Genomic DNA, 18,293 nt, shown 5'->3' with positions numbered 1-18,293 from the left:
GGGACCGCCCCGCTGGACTGATCTGCAGACTACCCAGCGGGGCGCGGTCCTGCGCCCTGAGATCACCGAAGCGCCCTGAGCCCGTCGAAGGGCAACCGCCACCCGCGCCCTGAGCCTGTCGAAGGGCAACCCCCACCCGCGCCCTGAGCCTGTCGAAGGGCGGTCTTCGACAAGCTCAGACCACGTCATCCCTCTAGGTCTTCGACAAGCTCAGACCACGTCATCCCTCTAGGTCTTCGACAAGCTCAGACCACGTCATCCCCCAGGTCTTCGACAAGCTCAGACCACGTCATCCCCCAGGTCTTCGACAAGCTCAGACCACGTCATCCCCCAGGTCTTCGGCAAGCTCAGACCACATCCCCCCAGGTCTTCGACAAGCTCAGACCACGGACGGGGTCGTGTTGTTGGCCGGCCGGATGTTCTGGTTGACGTGGAACACGTTGTCGGGGTCGTAGCGACGCTTCACCATGGCGAGACGCGCGTAGTTGCCTCGATAGGACGCCTGGACCCTGTCCTGGCCCTCGTCCATCAGGAAGTTGACGTAGGCTCCGCCGGCCGAATACGGGTGCAGCTCCTCCCAGTAGGCGCGGGCCCACTGGGCCAGCTCCTCGGCTTTCGCCGGATCGGGGTCGACGCCGACGATTACTCCGGCCCAGCCGCCGTCGCGGTAGGCGAAGGCGGTCGCGTCCTCTGCCACCCGGCTGGCGGCGCCGTCGATCGGATACAAATGCATGGTGCTGGCAGGGCTCGGGAGCTTCTCCGCATACTTCAGATGGACGTCGATCGCGGCGTCGGAGATCTCGGTGCAGAAGTCCGCCCGCCAGTACCACTGCAGCCCGGGCGGGTAGATCGGGTCGAACAGCGACTGCATCACGGTGTAAGGCATCGGCTGGATCCCGACCATCATCGGCGAGCCGAAAGTCTTGATCGGCGCCAGCACCTCGTCGGCCTTGTCGTGGCTACCGGTGTAGCACCAGATCAGGGCACACGCCTTGCGACTCCACAGATGCTCCGGGAACGGTGGGCCGGTGGGAACGGTCACGATGCCGAGCCAGCCGTTGAGCTCCTCAGGAAGGGACGGCAGGAGCTCGCGATACCAGCGCATCACCTCGGCCGTGTCGGCCAGGTCGTAGAACACCGGGCCGCCGATGATCACGCCCTGCTCCCCGATGTCGCCACACCGGAACGTGAACGAGGTGACCACTCCGAAGTTGCCGCCACCACCGCGGAGGGCCCAGAACAGGTCCTCGTGGGACGTCTCGCTGGCGGTGACGAAGCTGCCGTCGGCCAGCACGACGTCGGCTTCGAGCAGGTTGTCGACGGTGAGGCCATAGCGCCGGGCGAGGTAGCCGATGCCTCCGCCGAGGGCGAGCCCTCCGACGCCGGTCGAACCGATGATCCCTGAGGGGGTGGCCATTCCGAAGCCCACGGTGGCGTGATCCACGTCGCCCCAGGTGCAGCCACCGTCGACGCGGACCTTGTGTTCGTCAGGATGCACGGTGGTACTGCGCATCGACGACAGGTCGATCGTCAACGCACCGTCCCAGACGCCGAGCCCGCCGGCGTTGTGACCGCCACCTCGGACTGCGATCTCCACCGCATGGGCACGACAGAAGCGGACACAGGCAATCACGTCGGTGACGTCTCGGCAGAAGGCGACAGCGGCCGGGTGCTTGTTGATCATGCCGTTGTAGACGGCACGGGCGGAGTCGTAGGCCGGGTCACCCGGCAGTACGAGGGTGCCGCGCATGGCGGCTGCGAGCTCTTCGTACGGGACCGGCGTGATGCCTGCCGGCGGTGTCGGTGCAATGGTGCTCATCTGGGTTCCTTGACGTGTGAGTGGCACCCGACCTTCGGGTGCGGCCATTCCCCGACACTAGGAAGCAGGCGTTCCTGGAGCGTTCGCCCGACGGCAGAGCCTCAGTTGACCAAGGGAACGCTGCTCCGAACGGTGGGAGCACCCCGGAGCTGCAGGTCGGCCTCGATCCGACGGAGCAGGGCCACGCTGCCCTGGCTCCGGGCCATCTCCGCAGCCGCTCGAAGCCGGTCCACCGCGGCCGCCCGGGGGTCGAAGCCCGCGCGGATCCGCATCACCTCGGGCAACCACCAGCGATCATCTCTGGCCTGACCGCCGCTCAGTGCGGCGTCGAGGGTAGCCGCCGCCGCCTCCGGCCGGTTCGCGTCGGCGAGGCGGTCGGCCAGCAGCGCCAGCCAGTAGGGCATCCGAGTGAAGGCCCCCTGCGCCCGGAGCCCGTCGATGCCCTGCTGTAACAGGGAAAGACCCTGTCCGTCCTGCCTGGCCCAGCCGGACAGGATCCTTCCCCACTCCGGGTAATACGCGAAGGAGTATCTCTGACACAGGTCGCACAGCTCGGCGGCGCTCTCCGCCACCCCGACCCGATCGCCCAGCAGCTGGTGGGTGATGGCCGCAAAGCCGAGCGCCACAGCAAGACTGAACGGGTGCTCGATGCTGCGTGCCAGCGTCACCGCATCGGCGCAGGCGGTAATGGCCTCCGCCTCGTGGCCGAGCAACCAGTGCGCCTGAGCCGCCCAGGCGGCACCGTGCACGTCCAGCCGGGAGCCGACCATGAGCGACACGACGCCATGCCGGTCCCGGACCACCGCGAAGTGTTCCAGGGCCTCGGCCGGCATGCCCAGGCTGAAGGACGACCCGGCATAGGCGAAGTGCGCCTGGCTGCTCAGGTCGTCGTCCGGGCCGACCATGGCCACCGCCTGGGCCGCGATCCGACGGCCGTCGAGGATGCGACCCTGGACGAACCGGGAGGCCCACAGGCCGACAAGAGTGGTCAGCTGCAGATCCGGGCGACACAGCCGCTCGGCCAGGACGAGGGACCGCTCGAGCGCCTCCTGGAGTTGCGACGACGAGAAGCCGTGCTCGGCATTGAGGGGGGCGGTCATGGTCATCAGGCAGTTGAGCTCACGTGCGTCCCGGTCCGGGCCGGTCGGCATCGCGCGGATGATCTCCAGCGCCTGCCGGTTGAGCCGGTTCGACTCGGCATGGGCGAACCTACCGGCGGCTACCTCAGCCGCTCGCAGATAGTGCGGCAGGGCGCGGTCCGGCCTGCCGCCGCGCGAATACTGCTCGGCGAGCTGGACGGCCACCCGGTCGAGCTGGTCGGGGTGCAGCAGCTCGAACCCCTGGGCCAGCCGGCGGTGCAACAGCCAGCGCTGCGGCGGGCTGACCAGCCCGTAGGCCGCGGCGCGGAGCAGATCATGGGTGAAGTCGTAGCCGTCGGGCAGCTCGCGGATGAGCCGTCGCCGCCACAGCTCGTCGACCGCCTCGACCACGAGGTCGGAGGTCAGGTCGCTGGCCTCGGTGAGCAGGTCCAGGGTGAAGTCGCGGCCAACCGCCGCGGCCAGGGCGGCGACCTGCCTGGCCGCGGGCGAGGTCTGGTCCAGGCGATGCCGGAGAACGGCCGCCAGATCCCCATGCTGCAGCTGTCCGTCGTCATAGCTGGCCCGGGCGGCCTCCACCACGTACAGGGGGAACCCAGCGGTTGTGGCCTGCAACAGGGCAGTCGCCCCCTCCGGCAGCGGGCGGCCGGAGACGGCCTCGGCGAGCCGCCCGGTCGCCGTCTCGTCCAACGGGCCCAGCGACACCTCGGTCAGAACGCCGGCCGGCCGCATCCGGTGCAGCCATCGAGCCAGCTCAGGTTGTTGCTCGTCGTCGTCGCGCAGGGTCGCCGCCATCAGCAGCGGGCTGTCCTGGGCGAACCCGAGACAGAACGCGATGAACGACAGAGTCTCCTCATCACACCACTGGAGGTTGTCGAGCACGAGCAGGGTCGGGCGACCCAGCCCGCTCAACGCACGCGCGAGACCCTCGAAGAAGCGGTGCCGCTGCCAGCCGTCCACCATCGCCCGGGTGCCTTCGGTGATCGCGGCATGGTCGGTTCCACCCGTCGGGACCAGCCGGTCGACCTCGAGGCGCCAGAGCGGCTCCAGCGCTGCCGTGGCGGTTCGGACGGCAGGGTCTCGCAGCCAGTCCCCCACCGGCGCCAGGGCCAGTCGTGGAGCGGTGCCAAAACACTGGGCCACCGCCACGGCGGCGCCCTGACGACGAGCCAGCGCAGCCAGCTCGGCCACGAGTCGGGACTTGCCGACGCCAGCTTCCCCGCGCACGAGAACCAGCCGCGGGTCCCCCTGCACCGCTGCCTGCCAGAACGACCTGAGCAGACCGAACTCGTGGTCGCGGCCCACCAGTTGTGCTGCCGCCAGCCCGGAGCGAGAAGCCGGCTCAAGGTCGGTCCGCCGGCCTGGTCCAGCCGAGCCGTCCTGCGCCATCAGCCGACGCATCAGGTTGCGGGTGGCGCGGTCCGGCTCGACGCCCAGCTCACGTTCCAGCACCGACGAGCAGCGATGAAAAGTGCTGATCGCTCCGGCACGGTCACCATGGCGGACCTGGAGCTCCATCAGCGTGCGATAGCCGACCTCCTCCAACGGCTGCAACGTGATCCTGCGTCGCGCCGCCTCCAGGGCCGGCGCCAACGCGCCCTGCTGCATTCCGATCCGGCAGATCAGGTCACAGAGCGCGACGCACTGCTCGCGAAGATCAGCGCGAAGGTCCAGTAGCCAGTCGTCGTAGAGCGCCGGGAGCAGGTCCCCCCGGTAGACCTCGAGGGCCTTGACGGCGTGTCCCAGTGCTCGGGCAGGTTCGGACGCCCTCATGGCGGCCCGGCGCTCGGTTTCGAACACCCTGACGTCCACCCGACAGCTCGTCGAGTCGACCCAGCACAGGTCTCGACTGGTGACGACCACCGCAGGATCGTCGTCGAGCAGCTGCCGCAGATGATGCAGCTCGCGACGGAGGTTGGTCAGTGCCTGCGCGTCCCCTGACTCGGGCCAGAACAGGCCCGCGATCCGCTGCCGTTGCTGCGGGGCTCCGGCATGAGCGGCCAGCAGGGCCAACAGCGACACCGTCCGAGACGGACAGGGCCGGGCGGCGCCGGTGGCGACGTCGGTGATCACCTGCTCCCCCAAGAGCGAGACCTGCAGCATGGTCAGAGGGCCTCCCCGTTCAGGGTAGACCTGAATGCCGGCGCCCACGGCGGCCTCTCGGTGTCCCGTCCTCGCTGCGACCGCGAACGGTCTCATCCGGACCTGGCAGCGTTGCCCCCGACGTCCTCCCACCGCGATACTGCGGCCAACGGGGGGCGTCCACCCGGCGACTCGAGAACCGAGTGCGCCCAGCCGAAAGGTTTGTGACTATGCGAAGGTGCATCGGCGCTCGGATCGGTGCCCTGCTGGCGCTGGTTGCCCTCAGTACGGCGTTCGTGCTGCTGGCACCGCAGCAGACCGCGCAGGCGCAGCCCACCCAGACCAGGGCCGTGAACTACCCGAGATATGGGCAGCGCAGCGCGGCTGTGCTTTCCCTGCAACGGAAGCTGGTGAAGGCCAGGTTCCTGGCGGCTCGCTATCGCACCGGCTACTACGGCACCCTGACCCGGGCAGCAGTCAGACGCCTCCAGGACCGCAACCGGTTGAAGGTCACCGGCAGGGTCGACGCACGGACCATGGTGGCGCTGGATCGGGCCGTCGCAGCACAGGCGCCCGCTCGGACGTGGTACCACCGCGAGACGATCGGCTACTCGGCCGAGGGCAGGAAGATCGTTGCCTATCGGGCCGGCCAGAGGGGCAAGCCCGTTGTCGTGGTCGTGGCGACGATGCATGGCGAGGAGAACCTCGGGCACTACGTCGCGCAGGGCCTGCTTCGGGGACGCCGGATCGCCGACGTCGACCTCTGGGTGGTTCCGGTGATCAACCCGGACGGCTACATCCGCAGCCGCCGCTGGTTGGCCGGCGGCGTGGATGCCAACCGCAACTATCACGACAGGTTCATCGTCCGCGCCCACTCGGGTCCGTTCGCAGCGTCGGCGAAGGAGACCCGGGTCATGATGAAGTTCCTCGACCGGGTCAACCCGAGATACCTGGTGTCGTGGCACCAGCCGCTGTACGGGGTCGACTCCTACCGGGTCAAGGACAAGGCGCTGATGAGGCGGTTGTCCAACGGTCTCCGGCTGCCCATCCGGCGGCTCGACTGCCACGGCTCCTGCCACGGCACCATGACCGGTTGGTTCAACGCCAACCATGCCGGGGCAGCGATCACTGTCGAGTACGGCTACACGGCGCGCTCGGTGGCCACCATGCGGGGCCGCGACGCCGACGCACTGCTCAAGGCCCTGGGCGGACGCCGGGTCTGAGCTGCTCCGGGCCCGGCCCCCAGGGGCCGGGCAGGGCAAGTCGCGCCGGGCAAGGCAAGATGGTTCGGTGCGCGGTCAGGCCTCGATCCTCCATCTCGACCTGGATGCATTCTTCGCGGCCGTGGAGCAGCGAGACAAGCCCTCCCTGCGCGGCAAGCCGGTGGTGGTCGGAGGTACCGGTCAGCGGGGCGTGGTCGCCACCGCATCCTACGAGGCCCGCGTATTCGGCGTCCGTTCAGCGATGCCGAGCCACGAGGCCCGTCGACGGTGCCCGAACGCCGCCTTCCTCTCCGGCCGGTTTCCCGTCTACCGGGAGGCCAGTGGCCGGGTGATGGCGGTGCTGCGCGAGCTGTCGCCGGTGATCGAGCCGCTGTCCCTGGACGAGGCGTTCGTCGACCTGGCCCGCGCGGACCGGGTGATCGACTTCACCGAGGCGGGCCTGCGCTCGCTGGTGGTGGAGCTGAAGCGGGCCGTGACTGAGGCGACCGACGGGCTGACCGCCTCCATCGGCATCGGCAGCTCGAAGCTGATAGCCAAGATCGCCAGCGAGATCAACAAGCCGGACGGTGCCTTCATCGCCATGCCCGGAACGGAGGTGGAGCTACTGCGGCCGATGCGGGTCGAGGTCATCCCCGGCGTCGGGCCGGTCACCAAGGAGAAACTGCACCGGATCGGCATCCATACGGTGGCAGACCTGCAGCAGGTCGAGGTCGACGAGCTGGTCCAGGTCGTCGGCCGGGCTCAGGGCGAAGGACTCGCCGCCCTGGCCTTCGCCCGAGACGACCGGCCGGTCGAGCCGGAGCGGGAGGCCAAGTCGATCTCGGTCGAGGACACGTTCGAGTTTGATCTGGTCGACCCGAGAGTGCTGGGCGAGGTGACCGAGGCACACGCCCGGCAGGTCGCCCGCCGCCTGCGTGCCGCTGCGCTGTTCGCCCGTACGATCACGATCAAGGTACGCCTGCACGACTTCACCACCTGCACGCGCTCGAGGACACTCCTCGGCGCCACCGACCGCGCAGAGATCATCGCCGACATCGCCCGAACGCTGTTGGCCGGCGTGGACACCAGAGGTGGTGTCCGGCTGCTCGGAGTGGGCGTTGCAGGACTGACGGACCTGCTCCAGGAAGACCTGTTCGCAGCCGACGTGACCGAGCTGGAGACCGGAGAGGCGGACGTGACCGACCGTGTTGCGCCGACAGCCGTGAGCCGACCTGACCCGGCGGCGTCCACCAACTGGCCACCCGGCGCCGATGTCGATCATGATGAGCACGGCGCGGGCTGGGTCTGGGGAGCCGGTCGCGGAAGAGTCACCGTACGGTTCGAGGCGCGTGACACTCCGCCCGGCCCGGTACGCACCTTCCGGATGGACGACCCGGCCCTGCATCGGCGCGCCGCTGTCGGACCTCCAGAGCCGGACGAGGTTCCTGGCTCTGCAGTCGTTGGCCCTTCGACAAGCTCAGGGCACGGAACCGACCGTCCACCCGAGAACGCCTGACGCGAACCGAACACTGCACGGGATAGGTGACACTGTTTCCATGTGGATTGGCTGGATCGAGTTCGACCTGCTCCTCGGCGACGTGCACTCGTTGAAGGAGAAACGCTCGGTGATCCGTCCGCTGGTGGCGGAGATCAGGCGCCGGTTCCAGCTCAGCGCTGCCGAAGTTGATCATCTCGACCTGCACCGCCGAGCGGGCATCGGCATCGCCTGCGTCTCCCCCGATCAGGCCCATCTGACCGAGTTGCTGGACGCGTCCGAGCAGTTCGTAGCCTATCGGCCCGAGCTGGAGCTGCTCTCGGCGCGCCGCGGCGTGCGGCGCAGTCAGGACGGCTGACCGGTCGGGAGCGGAAAGCGCTGAGCGGCTGTCGGTCTACTAGCGGCGTACCCCCACGGCGTACGGTGGTCCGAGGTCGATGTCGATCACCGGTCTGATCGGTTCGGCAAGCGCGCTCTCGTGTCGGACCAGGTAACGCTCCTCACCGGTCGGACCAGACACCGTGTGACCGTCGTCGATCACATCCCCGGCCTCGAAGATGTAGTGAGCCGTGTTCAACAACAGGGCCGCGACCTGCCCCGGGTCCCGGTCACGGAAGTGACACTGCACGTCCGGCAGGTCGAAGACATGCAGTCCAAGAGTGTCCATCACCGTGCTGTCCGGCTCGTCGCCTTCGCCTGTCATGGTGAAGAACCGTACGTTGATGGGACCATTCAGTTGATGATCGGCAAAGGTGGCCGGATCGGTCACCTGCTGGCTGTTGGGCCAGCTGACCGCCGCTGGTGCCGTCTCGGTGATCAGGGCACCGACCACCCGTCGAAGGGCCTCCAGTCGTTGACTGGGCGCGAAGAAGCTGGCCAACAGCTCGCTGGCCAGCAGGCTCCCCGTGCTCCGCTCCAGTGCTGCGTCCGCACCCGGCCAGTCCCAGGTCTGCGCGGTGCTCGGCTTCTGCTTTCCCGCCTGATCGAGGGTTGACGCGGCGAAGACGGCGGTCAGTAACGGCATTGGACCCTGTTCCATCTGCACCGTCAGATCAGGGTGCGGGATCACGAACGACAGATCGCGGGTCTCCAGACCTGGGAAGGTCGCCGCCAACCGGTCGCGCAGATGCGTGTCCTGCAGGTCCGGCACCTGCTCGTACCACAGTTCGGCCATCAACAGCCCCGTCGCGCCCAGCGGTGCACCGGGGTCGAAGGTCTCACCGGCCACGTGGGCGGCCTCGTCATGTGGGTCGGTCATCTCATCGTCTCTCTGGTTCATTGGTCGCCCTCGGTTTGGCCGATCGACCGCACCGCCGCCACGACAGCGTCGGGCCGGTCAATCATCACCAGGTGGCGGGCGTCTTCCAACACGATCTGTCTGGCCGCCAGCAGCACCGACAACCGGTGCTGGTCGACCACCCATCGCTCACCACCGTCTCCGGCCGCAGTCAACACCACCGTCGGGATCACCGGCATGGCGGTGCGTTCGCGGAGCTCCCGCAGCTCCTCGATCTGGGCAGGATAGCTGGCCTGCTCGGCGATGATCATCGCCAGCGCCTGCGGATTGCGGAACAGCTGCAGGGTCGGCCGGCTCAGGATCGAGGGCGCCGCCCGACCGGTCTGGGAGATGACCATGATCCGGGCCGCCAACGAACCGAGGTGGTCGAGCACCGGCAACTGCGCGGCCCACCGCACCAGCCGAGCCAACCTGAGCCACAGCCGGAGAGGACCCGTCCGCAGCGTTCGCCACTCCACGCTGCTGTCGACCAGCACCAGCCCGCAGACCAGGTCCGGGCGCAGCCGGACCAGCGCCTCCGCCTGCAGGCCGGCCATCGAGTGCCCGACCATGATCACCGGGCCGCCGATCCTGTCCACCAACGCAGCCAACGTCGCCACCTCGGCCGCCAGCGTCGGCAGGGTGTCCGGCCAACGGGTCCCGGCCAGGCCCGGCCGGTCCATTCTGGCTGTGGCTCTCCCGTCCAGCAACCGGACGACCTCGTCCCAGAAGCTGAACGGCACTCCGCAACCACCGGCCAGCACGACAGCGGGACGGCTGCCAGCGGTGGTGAGTAGATGCACCTCGCGTCCCGCCAGCGTCGTGATCTCGCCGGGAACGCACGTCACCTCCGCTCCTCCTCGTCGGGGTCGTGGAACTGGAAGTGGTGCGGTCCGAGCGGCAGATGCTCCGACAGCCCGGCTCCGACAGCGAGGAACCAGAAGGAGGCGATCAGCACCATCACCGCCTGCGGGTAGCCGATCCCCGGGACGCCGGCTGCCAGCATGACCATCATCACGGTCAGCGATAGAGCCTCCAGCAGGGTCAGCGCCAAGAGCAACCGCTGCATCCACGGTGCCAGCCGGTGGGACTGGCGCGATCCGAGGAAGGCGGCGACCAGCGAGGTGACGATGCCGATCTGGGCGCCGACGCTGGTGAACGTGTGCAGATAGTGCACCAGCGACAGCAGCCCTTCCTCCTCCTCGACCAGGCACACCTTGCTCAGCGTCGGCGAACAGTCCATCGCGAAGAAGGCGTCGAAGAACGTCGACAGAGCGAAGAAGACCAGTCCGAACGCCGAAAGCACCCACCAACGCCGACCCTGACCGCGGGGTTCCCGCCAGCGCAGCAGCGCCTCGACCCCGATCGCCCCCACCACCAGCGCTGTCAGCAGGTCCCCACCGCGGAAGAAGAAGTTGTTGGGCTGGTCTGAGGCGGACAACTCGGAGAGATAACCGTTGAAGAGGGCCGCGTTGCCGTTCATCGGCGCCCAGAGCAGCCAGGTGTTGTAGCTGAACAGCACCACATAGCCGAGGAGCAGCCAGATCCGTGATGGCCTGCTCCTCATCCCCGACTCCGTGGCCGTACCAACGGGAAGGCGATCGTGTCCCGGATCGTGCTGTTGGTCAGCATCATCATCAGGCGGTCCAGGCCCATTCCGAGGCCTCCCGACGGGGGCATCGCATACTCGAGAGCCACCAGGAAGTCCTCGTCCAGCTCCATCGCCTCAGGGTCACCGCCCGCAGCCTGCAGTGACTGGGCCGTCAGCCTGACTCGCTGCTCCACCGGGTCGACCAGCTCCGAGTAGGCCGTACCGAGCTCGGCGCCGAAGGCCACCAGGTCCCACCGCTCGGCAAGCCGGCCGTCCTCCCGGTGCGGTCTGGTGAGCGGCGACACCTCCGCCGGGAAGTCGGTGTAGAAGGTCGGCCGGACGGTGCGGTCCTCCACCAGATGCTCGTACAGCTCGAGCAGCACCGCTCCCCGTCCCCAGCGCGGGTCGCAGGGGATCCCCCGAGCGTCGGCCAGCGCCGCCAGAGTGGACCGGTCGGTGTCCGCTGTCACCTCGACCCCCAGAGCGGCCGACACGGCGGCGTTGACGGTGATCACCGGCCAGGGTTCCGCAAGATCGACATCATGCCAGCAGCCGGAGTGGTCACGGCCGCCGACGACCAGGCTGCCGTTCGCGGCCTGGGCGGCGCGGACGATCAGCTCCTGGGCCAGGGTGCGCATGGTGGTGTAGTCGCCGTAGGCGTGGTAGGCCTCGAGCATGGTGAACTCGGGGTTGTGACTGGCGTCGGCCCCCTCGTTACGGAAGTTGCGGCCGATTTCGAACACCCGGTCCACGCCCCCCACCATCAGCCTCTTCAGAAACAGCTCGGGGGCGATCCGCAGATAGAGCGGCAGGTCGTAGGCGTTGATGTGGGTACGGAAGGGCCGGGCGTTCGCACCGCCGTGGATGGTCTGCAGGATCGGCGTCTCCACCTCGAGATAGCCCTCGCCATCGAGGGTCTGGCGGACGGCTCTGACCGCTGCCGAGCGGGCAGCAAGCATGCGCCGGGCGGTGGGGTTCACGGCCAGGTCGAGATAGCGCTGCCGGACCCTGGTCTCCGGGTCGGTGATGCCGCGGTGCTTGTCCGGCGGCGGCCGTAATGACTTTGCGGTCAGCAGCCACTCTGACGCCTCGAGCGACAGCTCGCCTCTGGCCGACAGGATCATGGTTCCTTCGGCCCCGACATGGTCACCCAGGTCGACCACCCGGCGGAACTCGTCCATCGCCACGTCACCGGTCGCGCTCCGGGTGAGCATCAGCTGCGCATCGCCGGTCCAGTCGCGGAGCCGGACGAAGATCACCCCGCCATGGTCACGGACGCCGAGGACCCGGCCGGCCACCCTGGCATGCTCCCCCAGTCGCAGCTCCCCGGCACCGGCGGTGGGGCGAAACGACGGGGGGTAGGGGTCGATCCCCGCCGCCAGCAGCTGCTCTCGCACCTCCATCCGCAGCCTGGTCTGCTCCGGCCTGTTGTCCGCAGGCTCGACTTCCGCTTTCCCTTCGACTGCGGCAGGGGCGGTGGCGGGGGCCTCGATGCCGGCCAGTTCGACCGGTGGCCGCTGCACCGCCTCGATCCGCGGCCGGAGGAAGAACGGCAGATCGATGAAACCCTCAGCCACGCCGGAGGCGGCCCCGACCAGGGCGATGTCGCGCGTCTCGGCGTAACACAGGAAGCGTGGATACCAGTCCGGGCGGTACTTGACGTTCGACCGGAACAGCGACTCGATCTGCCACCAGCGCGAGACGACCAGCAGCATCCGCCGCCAGACCCGCAGCACCGGCCCAGCACCGATCCGCGCCCCCTCCTCGAAGGCGCTGCGGAACACGGCGAAGTTCAAGGACACCCGCCGGATGCCGATCTCCCGCGACGCGCCCATCAGGGCACTCACCATCAGCTCGGTCACGCCGTTGTCGGCCCGCGGGTTCCGGCGCATCACATCGAGTGAGAACCCGTCGTCACCCCAGGGGACGAACGACAGCAGGCCCGCAACCTCGCCCTCCGGCCCGGCCTGGACACGATCTGCCGGGAACAGGGCCTCCACCATCAGGCACGCCCCGTCGGCCGGATCCCCGAGCCGGCCCAGGGCCATCGAGAATCCGCGCTCGGTCTCGGTGTCCCGCCAGGCGTCCACCAGGGCGATCAGCGCGTCGAACTCCGCCCGGTCGATCTCGCGGTGGCGGCGGATCCGGGTGTGATAGCCCATCTTCTCGAGTCTCTGGACCGCCTGCCGGACCGGCCGCATCTCGCGCCCCTCCAGCTGGAAGTCCTTCGCGGATAGCACCGCCTCGTCGCCGAGCCGGATGACCCGCAGCCCGGAGCGGGCGTACGCAGTCGCTCCCGCCTCACTGGCCCCGATCACCGCCGGCGTCCAGCCGTACGTGTTCACCAGCTGGTGCCAGGCCGCGATTGCAGAAGGCCAGTGGTCGGGTTCGCCGATCGGGTCGCTGCTCGCCAGGCAGACGCCCAGTTCCAGCCGGTAGGTGATCGCCGCCCTGCCGTCGGGGGCGAACACGACCGACTTGTCCCGACGGGTGGCGAAGTAGGCGAGCGAGTCGGCACTCGACTGGGCCACCAGGGCGCGGACCAGGGGCTCGTCCTCGGGCGACATCAGGGCCGCTGCCCGCTGGGAGCGCATCAGTGCCACCAGAGCGGCCAGCAGCGTGACCGCCACCAGGGCCCCGATGGTGCTGCTGATCCACGTCGGCGGGCCGCCCGGGGGCAGCTCCGTACCCGGGACGAGTCCCAGCATCCGCCGGAACAGCCAGACCAGCCGGCTGCGAGGCTGCGCCAAGGGGCCCGGCGACAGGGTCACCAACAGCATGCCGACAACGGTGGTCAACGCCAGACCGCCGATCAGCACCAGCAGCGCTTTGCGGACGCCGCCCGGCGGCCGGCGCGCGGAGAATTCGGCGCGGTGCACGAGCAGGGTCACGAAGATGCAGCCCAGGGTCGCCAGGTTGAGCGAGAAGCGGGCCAGCAGCAGCTGGTCCCCGACCTGCAGCGGTTCGTCGGCCGAGATGAGCACCAGCAGGATTCCCACATAGAGCAGTGAGTTCAACAGGATCCCGGCCAGGAAGATCAGGGCCACCACCAGCCCCATCCGTTTGCGGCGGGCCAGTGCCGCGCCGAGGATGACCAGGAAGACCGCCACGCCGACGGTGGACGAGTCGATCGGGATGAACAGCGTCGACACGACGTCGATGACCACCCCAAACCAGAGCACCCCGGGAAAGACCAGCTTGATCACCAGCAGCGCAGCCACGATGAAGAACAGGCGAGAGATCAGGAAGGGCAGCTTGGGCATGCCGGGGCGACGTTGCACCAGGTGACGGGTCGAGCTCACAGCGCCCACCTTCTCATCACGCGGCCTGACGGCCCAGCACCAGCCAGGCGAGGGCGCGCTGATGCGTCCGGTCGTGGCCGGACAGCACCACCGGCCGATAGCGGTCAGCCAGCGCCTGCGGTGTCACGCCCCAGCTGTCAAGGAAGTTCTCGCCGACCTCGTCGGGCAACAGGCTGAGGATGGTGACCAGGTAGCCGAGCGTGTCGTCGCCGACCGGCTCGGTGAGCTGTCCGGGAAGCCCGTAGCCGAGGTAACCGCCGAGGCAGCCGACCAGGCGCAGTACGTCGTCGCCGACCACCTCGATGTTGCGTTGCACCACCATGATCAGCTCGAGCTCAGCCAGCCGGTCCCGCAGAACGTCCTCGTTCGCCCGGCGGCCGGAAGGCACGGCACCGATCGTGTGCCGAAGCAGGGACAACCGGTCCAACACCTCCGTCACCGGCCGACCGGCCATCATCAGTGCGACGCAGAGACGGGTAGCCGCCAGCCCGAGCCCCGGTCGGACCGCTTCAGCCGACAGCAGACTCGACCGGGCGACCTCGACAAGATCATGATCGCCGGTCCGCGTCCATTCACCGCAGAGCAGGGCCACCTCGAACGGGTCGCAACGCCCACGCTCAAGCAGCCCGGCGCTGAACAGCTCCAGCGCGTCGGCGGCGGGTTCGGGATCGGCCACCAGCATCTCGGCCAGCGCCCGCTGCACCAGCAGGGCCGCCGCCGCGTCCGCCAGCCTGGTGACGCCGGTCGCCGAGGTCGGTCCTGCCAGGACCTGCTCCGCGGCGCGGGCCAGGACCTGGTCCATCGGGCGCACCCAGGTCACCTCGAACCGGGTGGTCCCCCGACCCGATCTGAGCTCGATCGGATACGGACCAGGCTCCTCAGCGGCCACCTCGCGTACGCCCTCATTGGTGCTCACTGTGAGGGAGCCACCGGTGACCAACGCGGTGTCCTCGTCCATGATCTCCACCGGTTGGCCCATGGTCAGCACCGCCGGCGCCGGCACCACCCCGAGCCGGCCCCGGCCCAGGCGTGCCGGCGTCGGATGGAAGTCCCACAGCCACTGGACGATGTAGCGACCCCGGGGCGGCAGGTCGATCGGGCCCAGCTCCAGACCCTCGGTGGTGGCTCGGGCGAGTTCACCCCATTGCAGGGTCCAGGCAAGCAGCGGACCGTCGCCGTCGGCCGGATAAACGGCGTAGCCGGCGGTCGCTCCGGCGGTCAGGGCCCAGCCGAGATAGCCCGGCGACGGACGCAGTGCGAGGCTCGCACGTTCGATGCTGACCGGTTCGGAGCCGAGGTTGGTGATCGCCAGCCGGACGCCCCAGGCGGTCGTCACGGTGTGCCGGATCACCAGCGAGAGATGCGTCTGGGTGGCCTGGTAAGAGACCTCCAGCTCATCGGCGTCGGACACCATCCCGACCCGCATCCAGTCCTGCGTCTGGCCGTCGACCACCAGCGAGCCGGGGCCGAAGCCCGGCGCCAGGTAGCCACCGTCGGACCGCGAGTCGTGCGCGACCCGCAGCAATCGTCCGTCCGGGTCGAACTGGACCGACCCAGCGGGCAGCCGGAAGGTCAGCCCCGCCGCTGGCATTTTCCGCACCAGAAGAGGTTACGTCCGGCCAGCACCTCGGTCCGCACCTTCGACCCGCAGACGAAGCACGATTGCCCGTGCCGCCGGTAGACGTACACCTCACCACCGTGGTCGTCGACCCGCGGTGGACGTCCCATTAGCTCGGGCAGGTGTTCGGGCCTGACGGTGTCGATCCTGTTGTCGGTCACCCCCTGCGGCATCAACGCCAGCAGGTCGGCCCAGATCGCGTCCCAGCTGCGACGGCTGAGCCTGCTGCCTTCACGGAACGGGTTCAGGCGCTGTCGGAACAGCACCTCGGCCCGATAGACATTGCCGACGCCGGACAGCACGGTCTGGTCCATCAGCAGGGCGGCGATCGGCCGGTTGGACCGATGGATCCGGGTCCAGGCCCGCTCGGGGTCGGCGTCGGGCCGCAGCGGGTCAGGCCCGAGAGCAGCCACCTGGCGGGCCACCTCGTCCGGCGTCCGCAGTACACACGCCTGCGGGCCGCGTAGGTCCGCGACCGTGTCCTCGGCGGCGAGCCGGACCCGGACCTCGCCGCGCGGCGGGGCCGCCGGGCCGATCTGCAGGCCGCCGATCAGGCCGAGGTGGATGTGCAGCAGCAGTGCCCGGTCGAACTCGAGAAACAGGTGCTTGCCGTGCGCGGACGCCGTCACCAGGGTGGCGCCGTCGATCAGTGCGGCGGACTCGGCGAACCGTCCCTGCGGGCTGGTCACCGCGAGCTGCCGGCCGCCGAACGCGGCGTTCAGGTCCAGCGCCAGCCGGTGCAGGGTGTGACCCTCGGGCATCTCGATACTCCTCAAATGTGCTGCGGGCGGCCAGCGGTCACTCTAGGCTTGTGCCATGACAGGACGCTCGGAGGGTTCCGGGGTGCCATCGCCACACAGCGATGCCGGAATCACAGCGAACGCGAACGACGGCCGGGAGCCGTGGCCGAGGGACTTCGGCCGGGACGGGGTCTCCGGACTGGTGTCGGCGGATCGGGCCCTGCGTGCCCGAGATGTGTCCCGGCCCACCCGGGAGGACGAGGAGTACGCCGAGTCCGTACTCAGCAGCCTACTGGCGCGGGTAGAGGGCAAGCGCCCACGCGCCTCGGCGAGGGTGTGACCGACATCGCGCTCTGAGCCTCGATGCTCCTTTCGGCGTCATCTGGTGGTCGGTTGCCGCGATGCGCTCAAGGATGGGGACGTCTTCGCCGACGACGGAATGCCAGAAGTCGCGTTCTGCCGAGTTTTCGACCCGGATCGGCCCTGGAGGGCGGCAGAAGTCGCGTTCTGCCGAGTTTTCGACCCAGGTCGGCGCAGGCGGCCGGCAGAAGTGGCGTTCTGCCGAGTTTTCGACCCGGATCGGCGCCGGAAGGCGGCAGAAGTCGCGTTCTGCCGAGTTTTCGGACCCAGATCGGCGCAAGCGGACGGCAGAAGTCGCGTTCTGCCGAGTTTTCGGACCCAGATCGGCGCAGGCGGACGGCAGAAGTCGCGTTCTGTCGAGTTTTCGACCCGGATCGGCGCCGGAAGTCCTCACTGCCGAAGAACGCGGCTGCGCGTCACTCGGTGGCAGGCTTGGGAACCTCGTGGGTGCGCTCATAGTCGCCCAGCATCTGGATCCGGCGGGCGTGTCGTTCCTCGCCACTGAAGGACGTGGAGAGGAACAACGTAACGAGTTCGAGCGCCTCCGCCTCGGTGTGCATCCGGGCACCGACGGCCACCACGTTGGCGTCATTGTGCAGTCTGGCCAGTTGCGCCGTCTCGGTGTTGTACGCCAGCGCTGAGCGCACCCCGCGGACCTTGTTGGCGGCGATCTGCTCACCGTTGCCGGACCCCCCGATCACCACCCCGAGCGAACCCGGGTCAGCCACCACCGCCACAGCCGCCGGGATGCAGAAGACGGGGTAGTCATCCTGCGGATCCAGCTGTGCCGGACCGTGGTCGACCACGTCGTGCCCGGCCGAGCCCAGCTCGGCCACCAGGAAGTTCTTGAGGTCGAAGCCGGCGTGGTCGCTGCCGATGTGTACGCGCATGGCAGAACTATCTCAGGTCGGGCCGGGCCGGGCAGGGTCAGCCGCCGATCCCATCAAAGATCGGTGCCACTGTGCGACTGCGCTTGAGCTCGAAGAAACCGGGATAGGAGGCGAGCCGGACCACGGCGTCGAACATGCGACCGGCCTCCTCCCCGGTCACGATCGGTGACATCACCGGACCGAAGATGGCTGCCCCGTTGATCTTCAGCACCGGCGTGCCGACATCCTTGCCGACCAGGTCCATCCCCTCGTGGTGCGACCAGCGCAGCGCGTCGTCGTTGTCACCGGTCTCGCCGGCGTCAGCCAGCTCCGGCGGAAGGCCGACGTCGTTCAGCGCGGCTACCAGCGTGCTCCGGTGGACACCCTCTTTGTGATGATGGAGCCGGACGCCGAGGGCGGTATAGAACGCGGCCAGCTGCTCCTGGCCGTACTGCTGCCAGACGGTGAGGGCGATCCGCACCGGAGCCCAGTTGGCATTGAGCATTCGGCGGTAGTCGTCGGAGACGTCGCGATGTTCGTTCAACACCGACAGGCTCATGACGTGGAAGATCGTCTTCACCGGACGGACCTTCTCCACCTCGAGCATCCAGCGCGAGGTGAGCCACGCCCACGGGCAGGTCGGGTCGAACCAGAAGTCAACCAGGGTGGGCTGATCGGTCTCGGCCGTTGCGGACACGCTCTCGAGCTGCGCACCCTTCTTCGCAGACCTCTTCTTGGCTGCGTCCTTCCTGGCTGGGTCCTTCTTGGCACGGCCCTTCTTCGAGACGCTCTTCTTGTCCGACTTCGCCATGCCGCCAAGACTACGGAGCAGACCGGTCGTG

14 protein-coding genes are annotated in these 18,293 nt (G+C 68.8%); 4 read left to right on the top strand and 10 right to left on the bottom strand.

All coding sequences use genetic code 11. From position 1 onward, the window contains the following. Positions 1 to 379: 379 nt before the first annotated feature. Positions 380 to 1,819 (bottom strand): FAD-binding oxidoreductase, encoded by a 1,440-nt coding sequence (locus JOE57_RS14230; protein WP_204918967.1) that lies wholly within the window; start codon positions 1,817 to 1,819, stop codon positions 380 to 382. A gap of 101 nt (positions 1,820 to 1,920) precedes the next feature. Further along, positions 1,921 to 5,019 (bottom strand): ATP-binding protein, encoded by a 3,099-nt coding sequence (locus tag JOE57_RS14225; RefSeq protein WP_204918965.1) that lies wholly within the window; start codon positions 5,017 to 5,019, stop codon positions 1,921 to 1,923. Positions 5,020 to 5,228: 209 nt separating this feature from the next. Here JOE57_RS14225 and JOE57_RS14220 point away from each other — a divergent pair, with 209 nt between their 5' ends. From JOE57_RS14220 to JOE57_RS14210, 3 genes are all read left to right on the top strand, one after another. Then, entirely contained in the window at positions 5,229 to 6,221 is a 993-nt protein-coding gene (locus JOE57_RS14220) for a M14 family zinc carboxypeptidase (protein ID WP_204918963.1), read from the top strand. Positions 6,222 to 6,288: 67 nt separating this feature from the next. Continuing rightward, complete coding sequence (locus tag JOE57_RS14215; protein ID WP_204918961.1) at positions 6,289 to 7,716, top strand: DNA polymerase IV; 1,428 nt, start codon at positions 6,289 to 6,291, stop codon at positions 7,714 to 7,716. Positions 7,717 to 7,756: 40 nt separating this feature from the next. Next, positions 7,757 to 8,053, top strand: coding sequence for a DUF503 domain-containing protein (locus JOE57_RS14210; protein WP_204918959.1), 297 nt, complete (start codon positions 7,757 to 7,759; stop codon positions 8,051 to 8,053). A gap of 39 nt (positions 8,054 to 8,092) precedes the next feature. Here JOE57_RS14210 and JOE57_RS14205 read toward each other — a convergent pair whose 3' ends face one another. The 6 genes from JOE57_RS14205 to JOE57_RS14180 are packed head-to-tail and all read right to left on the bottom strand — an operon-like array spanning position 8,093 to position 16,243. Next, positions 8,093 to 8,953, bottom strand: coding sequence for a DUF4261 domain-containing protein (locus JOE57_RS14205; RefSeq protein ID WP_204918957.1), 861 nt, complete (start codon positions 8,951 to 8,953; stop codon positions 8,093 to 8,095). A 17-nt stretch (positions 8,954 to 8,970) separates the two neighbouring features. Then, positions 8,971 to 9,819: an alpha/beta fold hydrolase gene (locus JOE57_RS14200; RefSeq protein WP_204918956.1), complete on the bottom strand. Its 849-nt coding sequence runs from the start codon at positions 9,817 to 9,819 to the stop codon at positions 8,971 to 8,973. Beyond that, positions 9,816 to 10,538 (bottom strand): DUF998 domain-containing protein, encoded by a 723-nt coding sequence (locus tag JOE57_RS14195; RefSeq protein ID WP_204918954.1) that lies wholly within the window; start codon positions 10,536 to 10,538, stop codon positions 9,816 to 9,818. The genes JOE57_RS14200 and JOE57_RS14195 overlap by 4 nt, the downstream gene beginning before the upstream one ends. Next, entirely contained in the window at positions 10,535 to 13,825 is a 3,291-nt protein-coding gene (gene lysX, locus JOE57_RS14190) for a bifunctional lysylphosphatidylglycerol synthetase/lysine--tRNA ligase LysX (RefSeq protein ID WP_204920464.1), read from the bottom strand. The genes JOE57_RS14195 and lysX overlap by 4 nt, the downstream gene beginning before the upstream one ends. A 55-nt stretch (positions 13,826 to 13,880) precedes the next feature. Beyond that, a complete protein-coding gene (locus tag JOE57_RS14185; RefSeq protein WP_204918952.1) occupies positions 13,881 to 15,464 on the bottom strand; it encodes a hypothetical protein in 1,584 nt (527 codons plus the stop codon). Next, positions 15,437 to 16,243: an Fpg/Nei family DNA glycosylase gene (locus JOE57_RS14180; protein WP_204918950.1), complete on the bottom strand. Its 807-nt coding sequence runs from the start codon at positions 16,241 to 16,243 to the stop codon at positions 15,437 to 15,439. Before JOE57_RS14180 ends, JOE57_RS14185 begins: the two co-directional genes overlap by 28 nt. Positions 16,244 to 16,298: 55 nt before the next feature. On the opposite strand from JOE57_RS14180, the gene JOE57_RS14175 reads away from it, so the two are divergent. After that, positions 16,299 to 16,562, top strand: a complete 264-nt coding sequence (locus JOE57_RS14175) for a hypothetical protein (protein WP_204918948.1) — start codon at positions 16,299 to 16,301, stop codon at positions 16,560 to 16,562. A 436-nt stretch (positions 16,563 to 16,998) separates the two neighbouring features. Here the strand turns inward: JOE57_RS14175 and JOE57_RS14170 are convergent, their stop codons facing one another. Together JOE57_RS14170 and JOE57_RS14165 are read right to left on the bottom strand one after the other, a co-directional pair. After that, positions 16,999 to 17,472, bottom strand: coding sequence for a ribose-5-phosphate isomerase (locus JOE57_RS14170; protein WP_204918947.1), 474 nt, complete (start codon positions 17,470 to 17,472; stop codon positions 16,999 to 17,001). 37 nt (positions 17,473 to 17,509) lie between these two features. After that, positions 17,510 to 18,262 (bottom strand): DsbA family protein, encoded by a 753-nt coding sequence (locus JOE57_RS14165; RefSeq protein WP_239578952.1) that lies wholly within the window; start codon positions 18,260 to 18,262, stop codon positions 17,510 to 17,512. Between the last annotated feature and the right edge of the window lie 31 nt (positions 18,263 to 18,293).

The organism is Microlunatus panaciterrae (assembly GCF_016907535.1).
Lineage (GTDB): Bacteria > Actinomycetota > Actinomycetes > Propionibacteriales > Propionibacteriaceae > Microlunatus > Microlunatus panaciterrae.
Note: the sequence above shows the minus strand (reverse complement) of the source record. Positions and strands in the feature narration are given on the sequence as shown.

Excerpts from the sequence above, each read along its gene's own strand:
- lysX (WP_204920464.1), bottom strand. The coding sequence starts at position 13,825 with ATGCCCAAGCTGCCCTTCCTGATCTCTCGCCTGTTCTTCATCGTGGCT.
- JOE57_RS14220 (WP_204918963.1), top strand. The coding sequence starts at position 5,229 with ATGCGAAGGTGCATCGGCGCTCGGATCGGTGCCCTGCTGGCGCTGGTT.
- JOE57_RS14175 (WP_204918948.1), top strand. The coding sequence starts at position 16,299 with ATGACAGGACGCTCGGAGGGTTCCGGGGTGCCATCGCCACACAGCGAT.
- JOE57_RS14205 (WP_204918957.1), bottom strand. The coding sequence starts at position 8,953 with ATGACCGACCCACATGACGAGGCCGCCCACGTGGCCGGTGAGACCTTC.
- JOE57_RS14180 (WP_204918950.1), bottom strand. The coding sequence starts at position 16,243 with ATGCCCGAGGGTCACACCCTGCACCGGCTGGCGCTGGACCTGAACGCC.
- JOE57_RS14225 (WP_204918965.1), bottom strand. The coding sequence starts at position 5,019 with ATGCTGCAGGTCTCGCTCTTGGGGGAGCAGGTGATCACCGACGTCGCC.
- JOE57_RS14165 (WP_239578952.1), bottom strand. The coding sequence starts at position 18,262 with ATGGCGAAGTCGGACAAGAAGAGCGTCTCGAAGAAGGGCCGTGCCAAG.
- JOE57_RS14210 (WP_204918959.1), top strand. The coding sequence starts at position 7,757 with ATGTGGATTGGCTGGATCGAGTTCGACCTGCTCCTCGGCGACGTGCAC.
- JOE57_RS14230 (WP_204918967.1), bottom strand. The coding sequence starts at position 1,819 with ATGAGCACCATTGCACCGACACCGCCGGCAGGCATCACGCCGGTCCCG.
- JOE57_RS14170 (WP_204918947.1), bottom strand. The coding sequence starts at position 17,472 with ATGCGCGTACACATCGGCAGCGACCACGCCGGCTTCGACCTCAAGAAC.
- JOE57_RS14195 (WP_204918954.1), bottom strand. The coding sequence starts at position 10,538 with ATGAGGAGCAGGCCATCACGGATCTGGCTGCTCCTCGGCTATGTGGTG.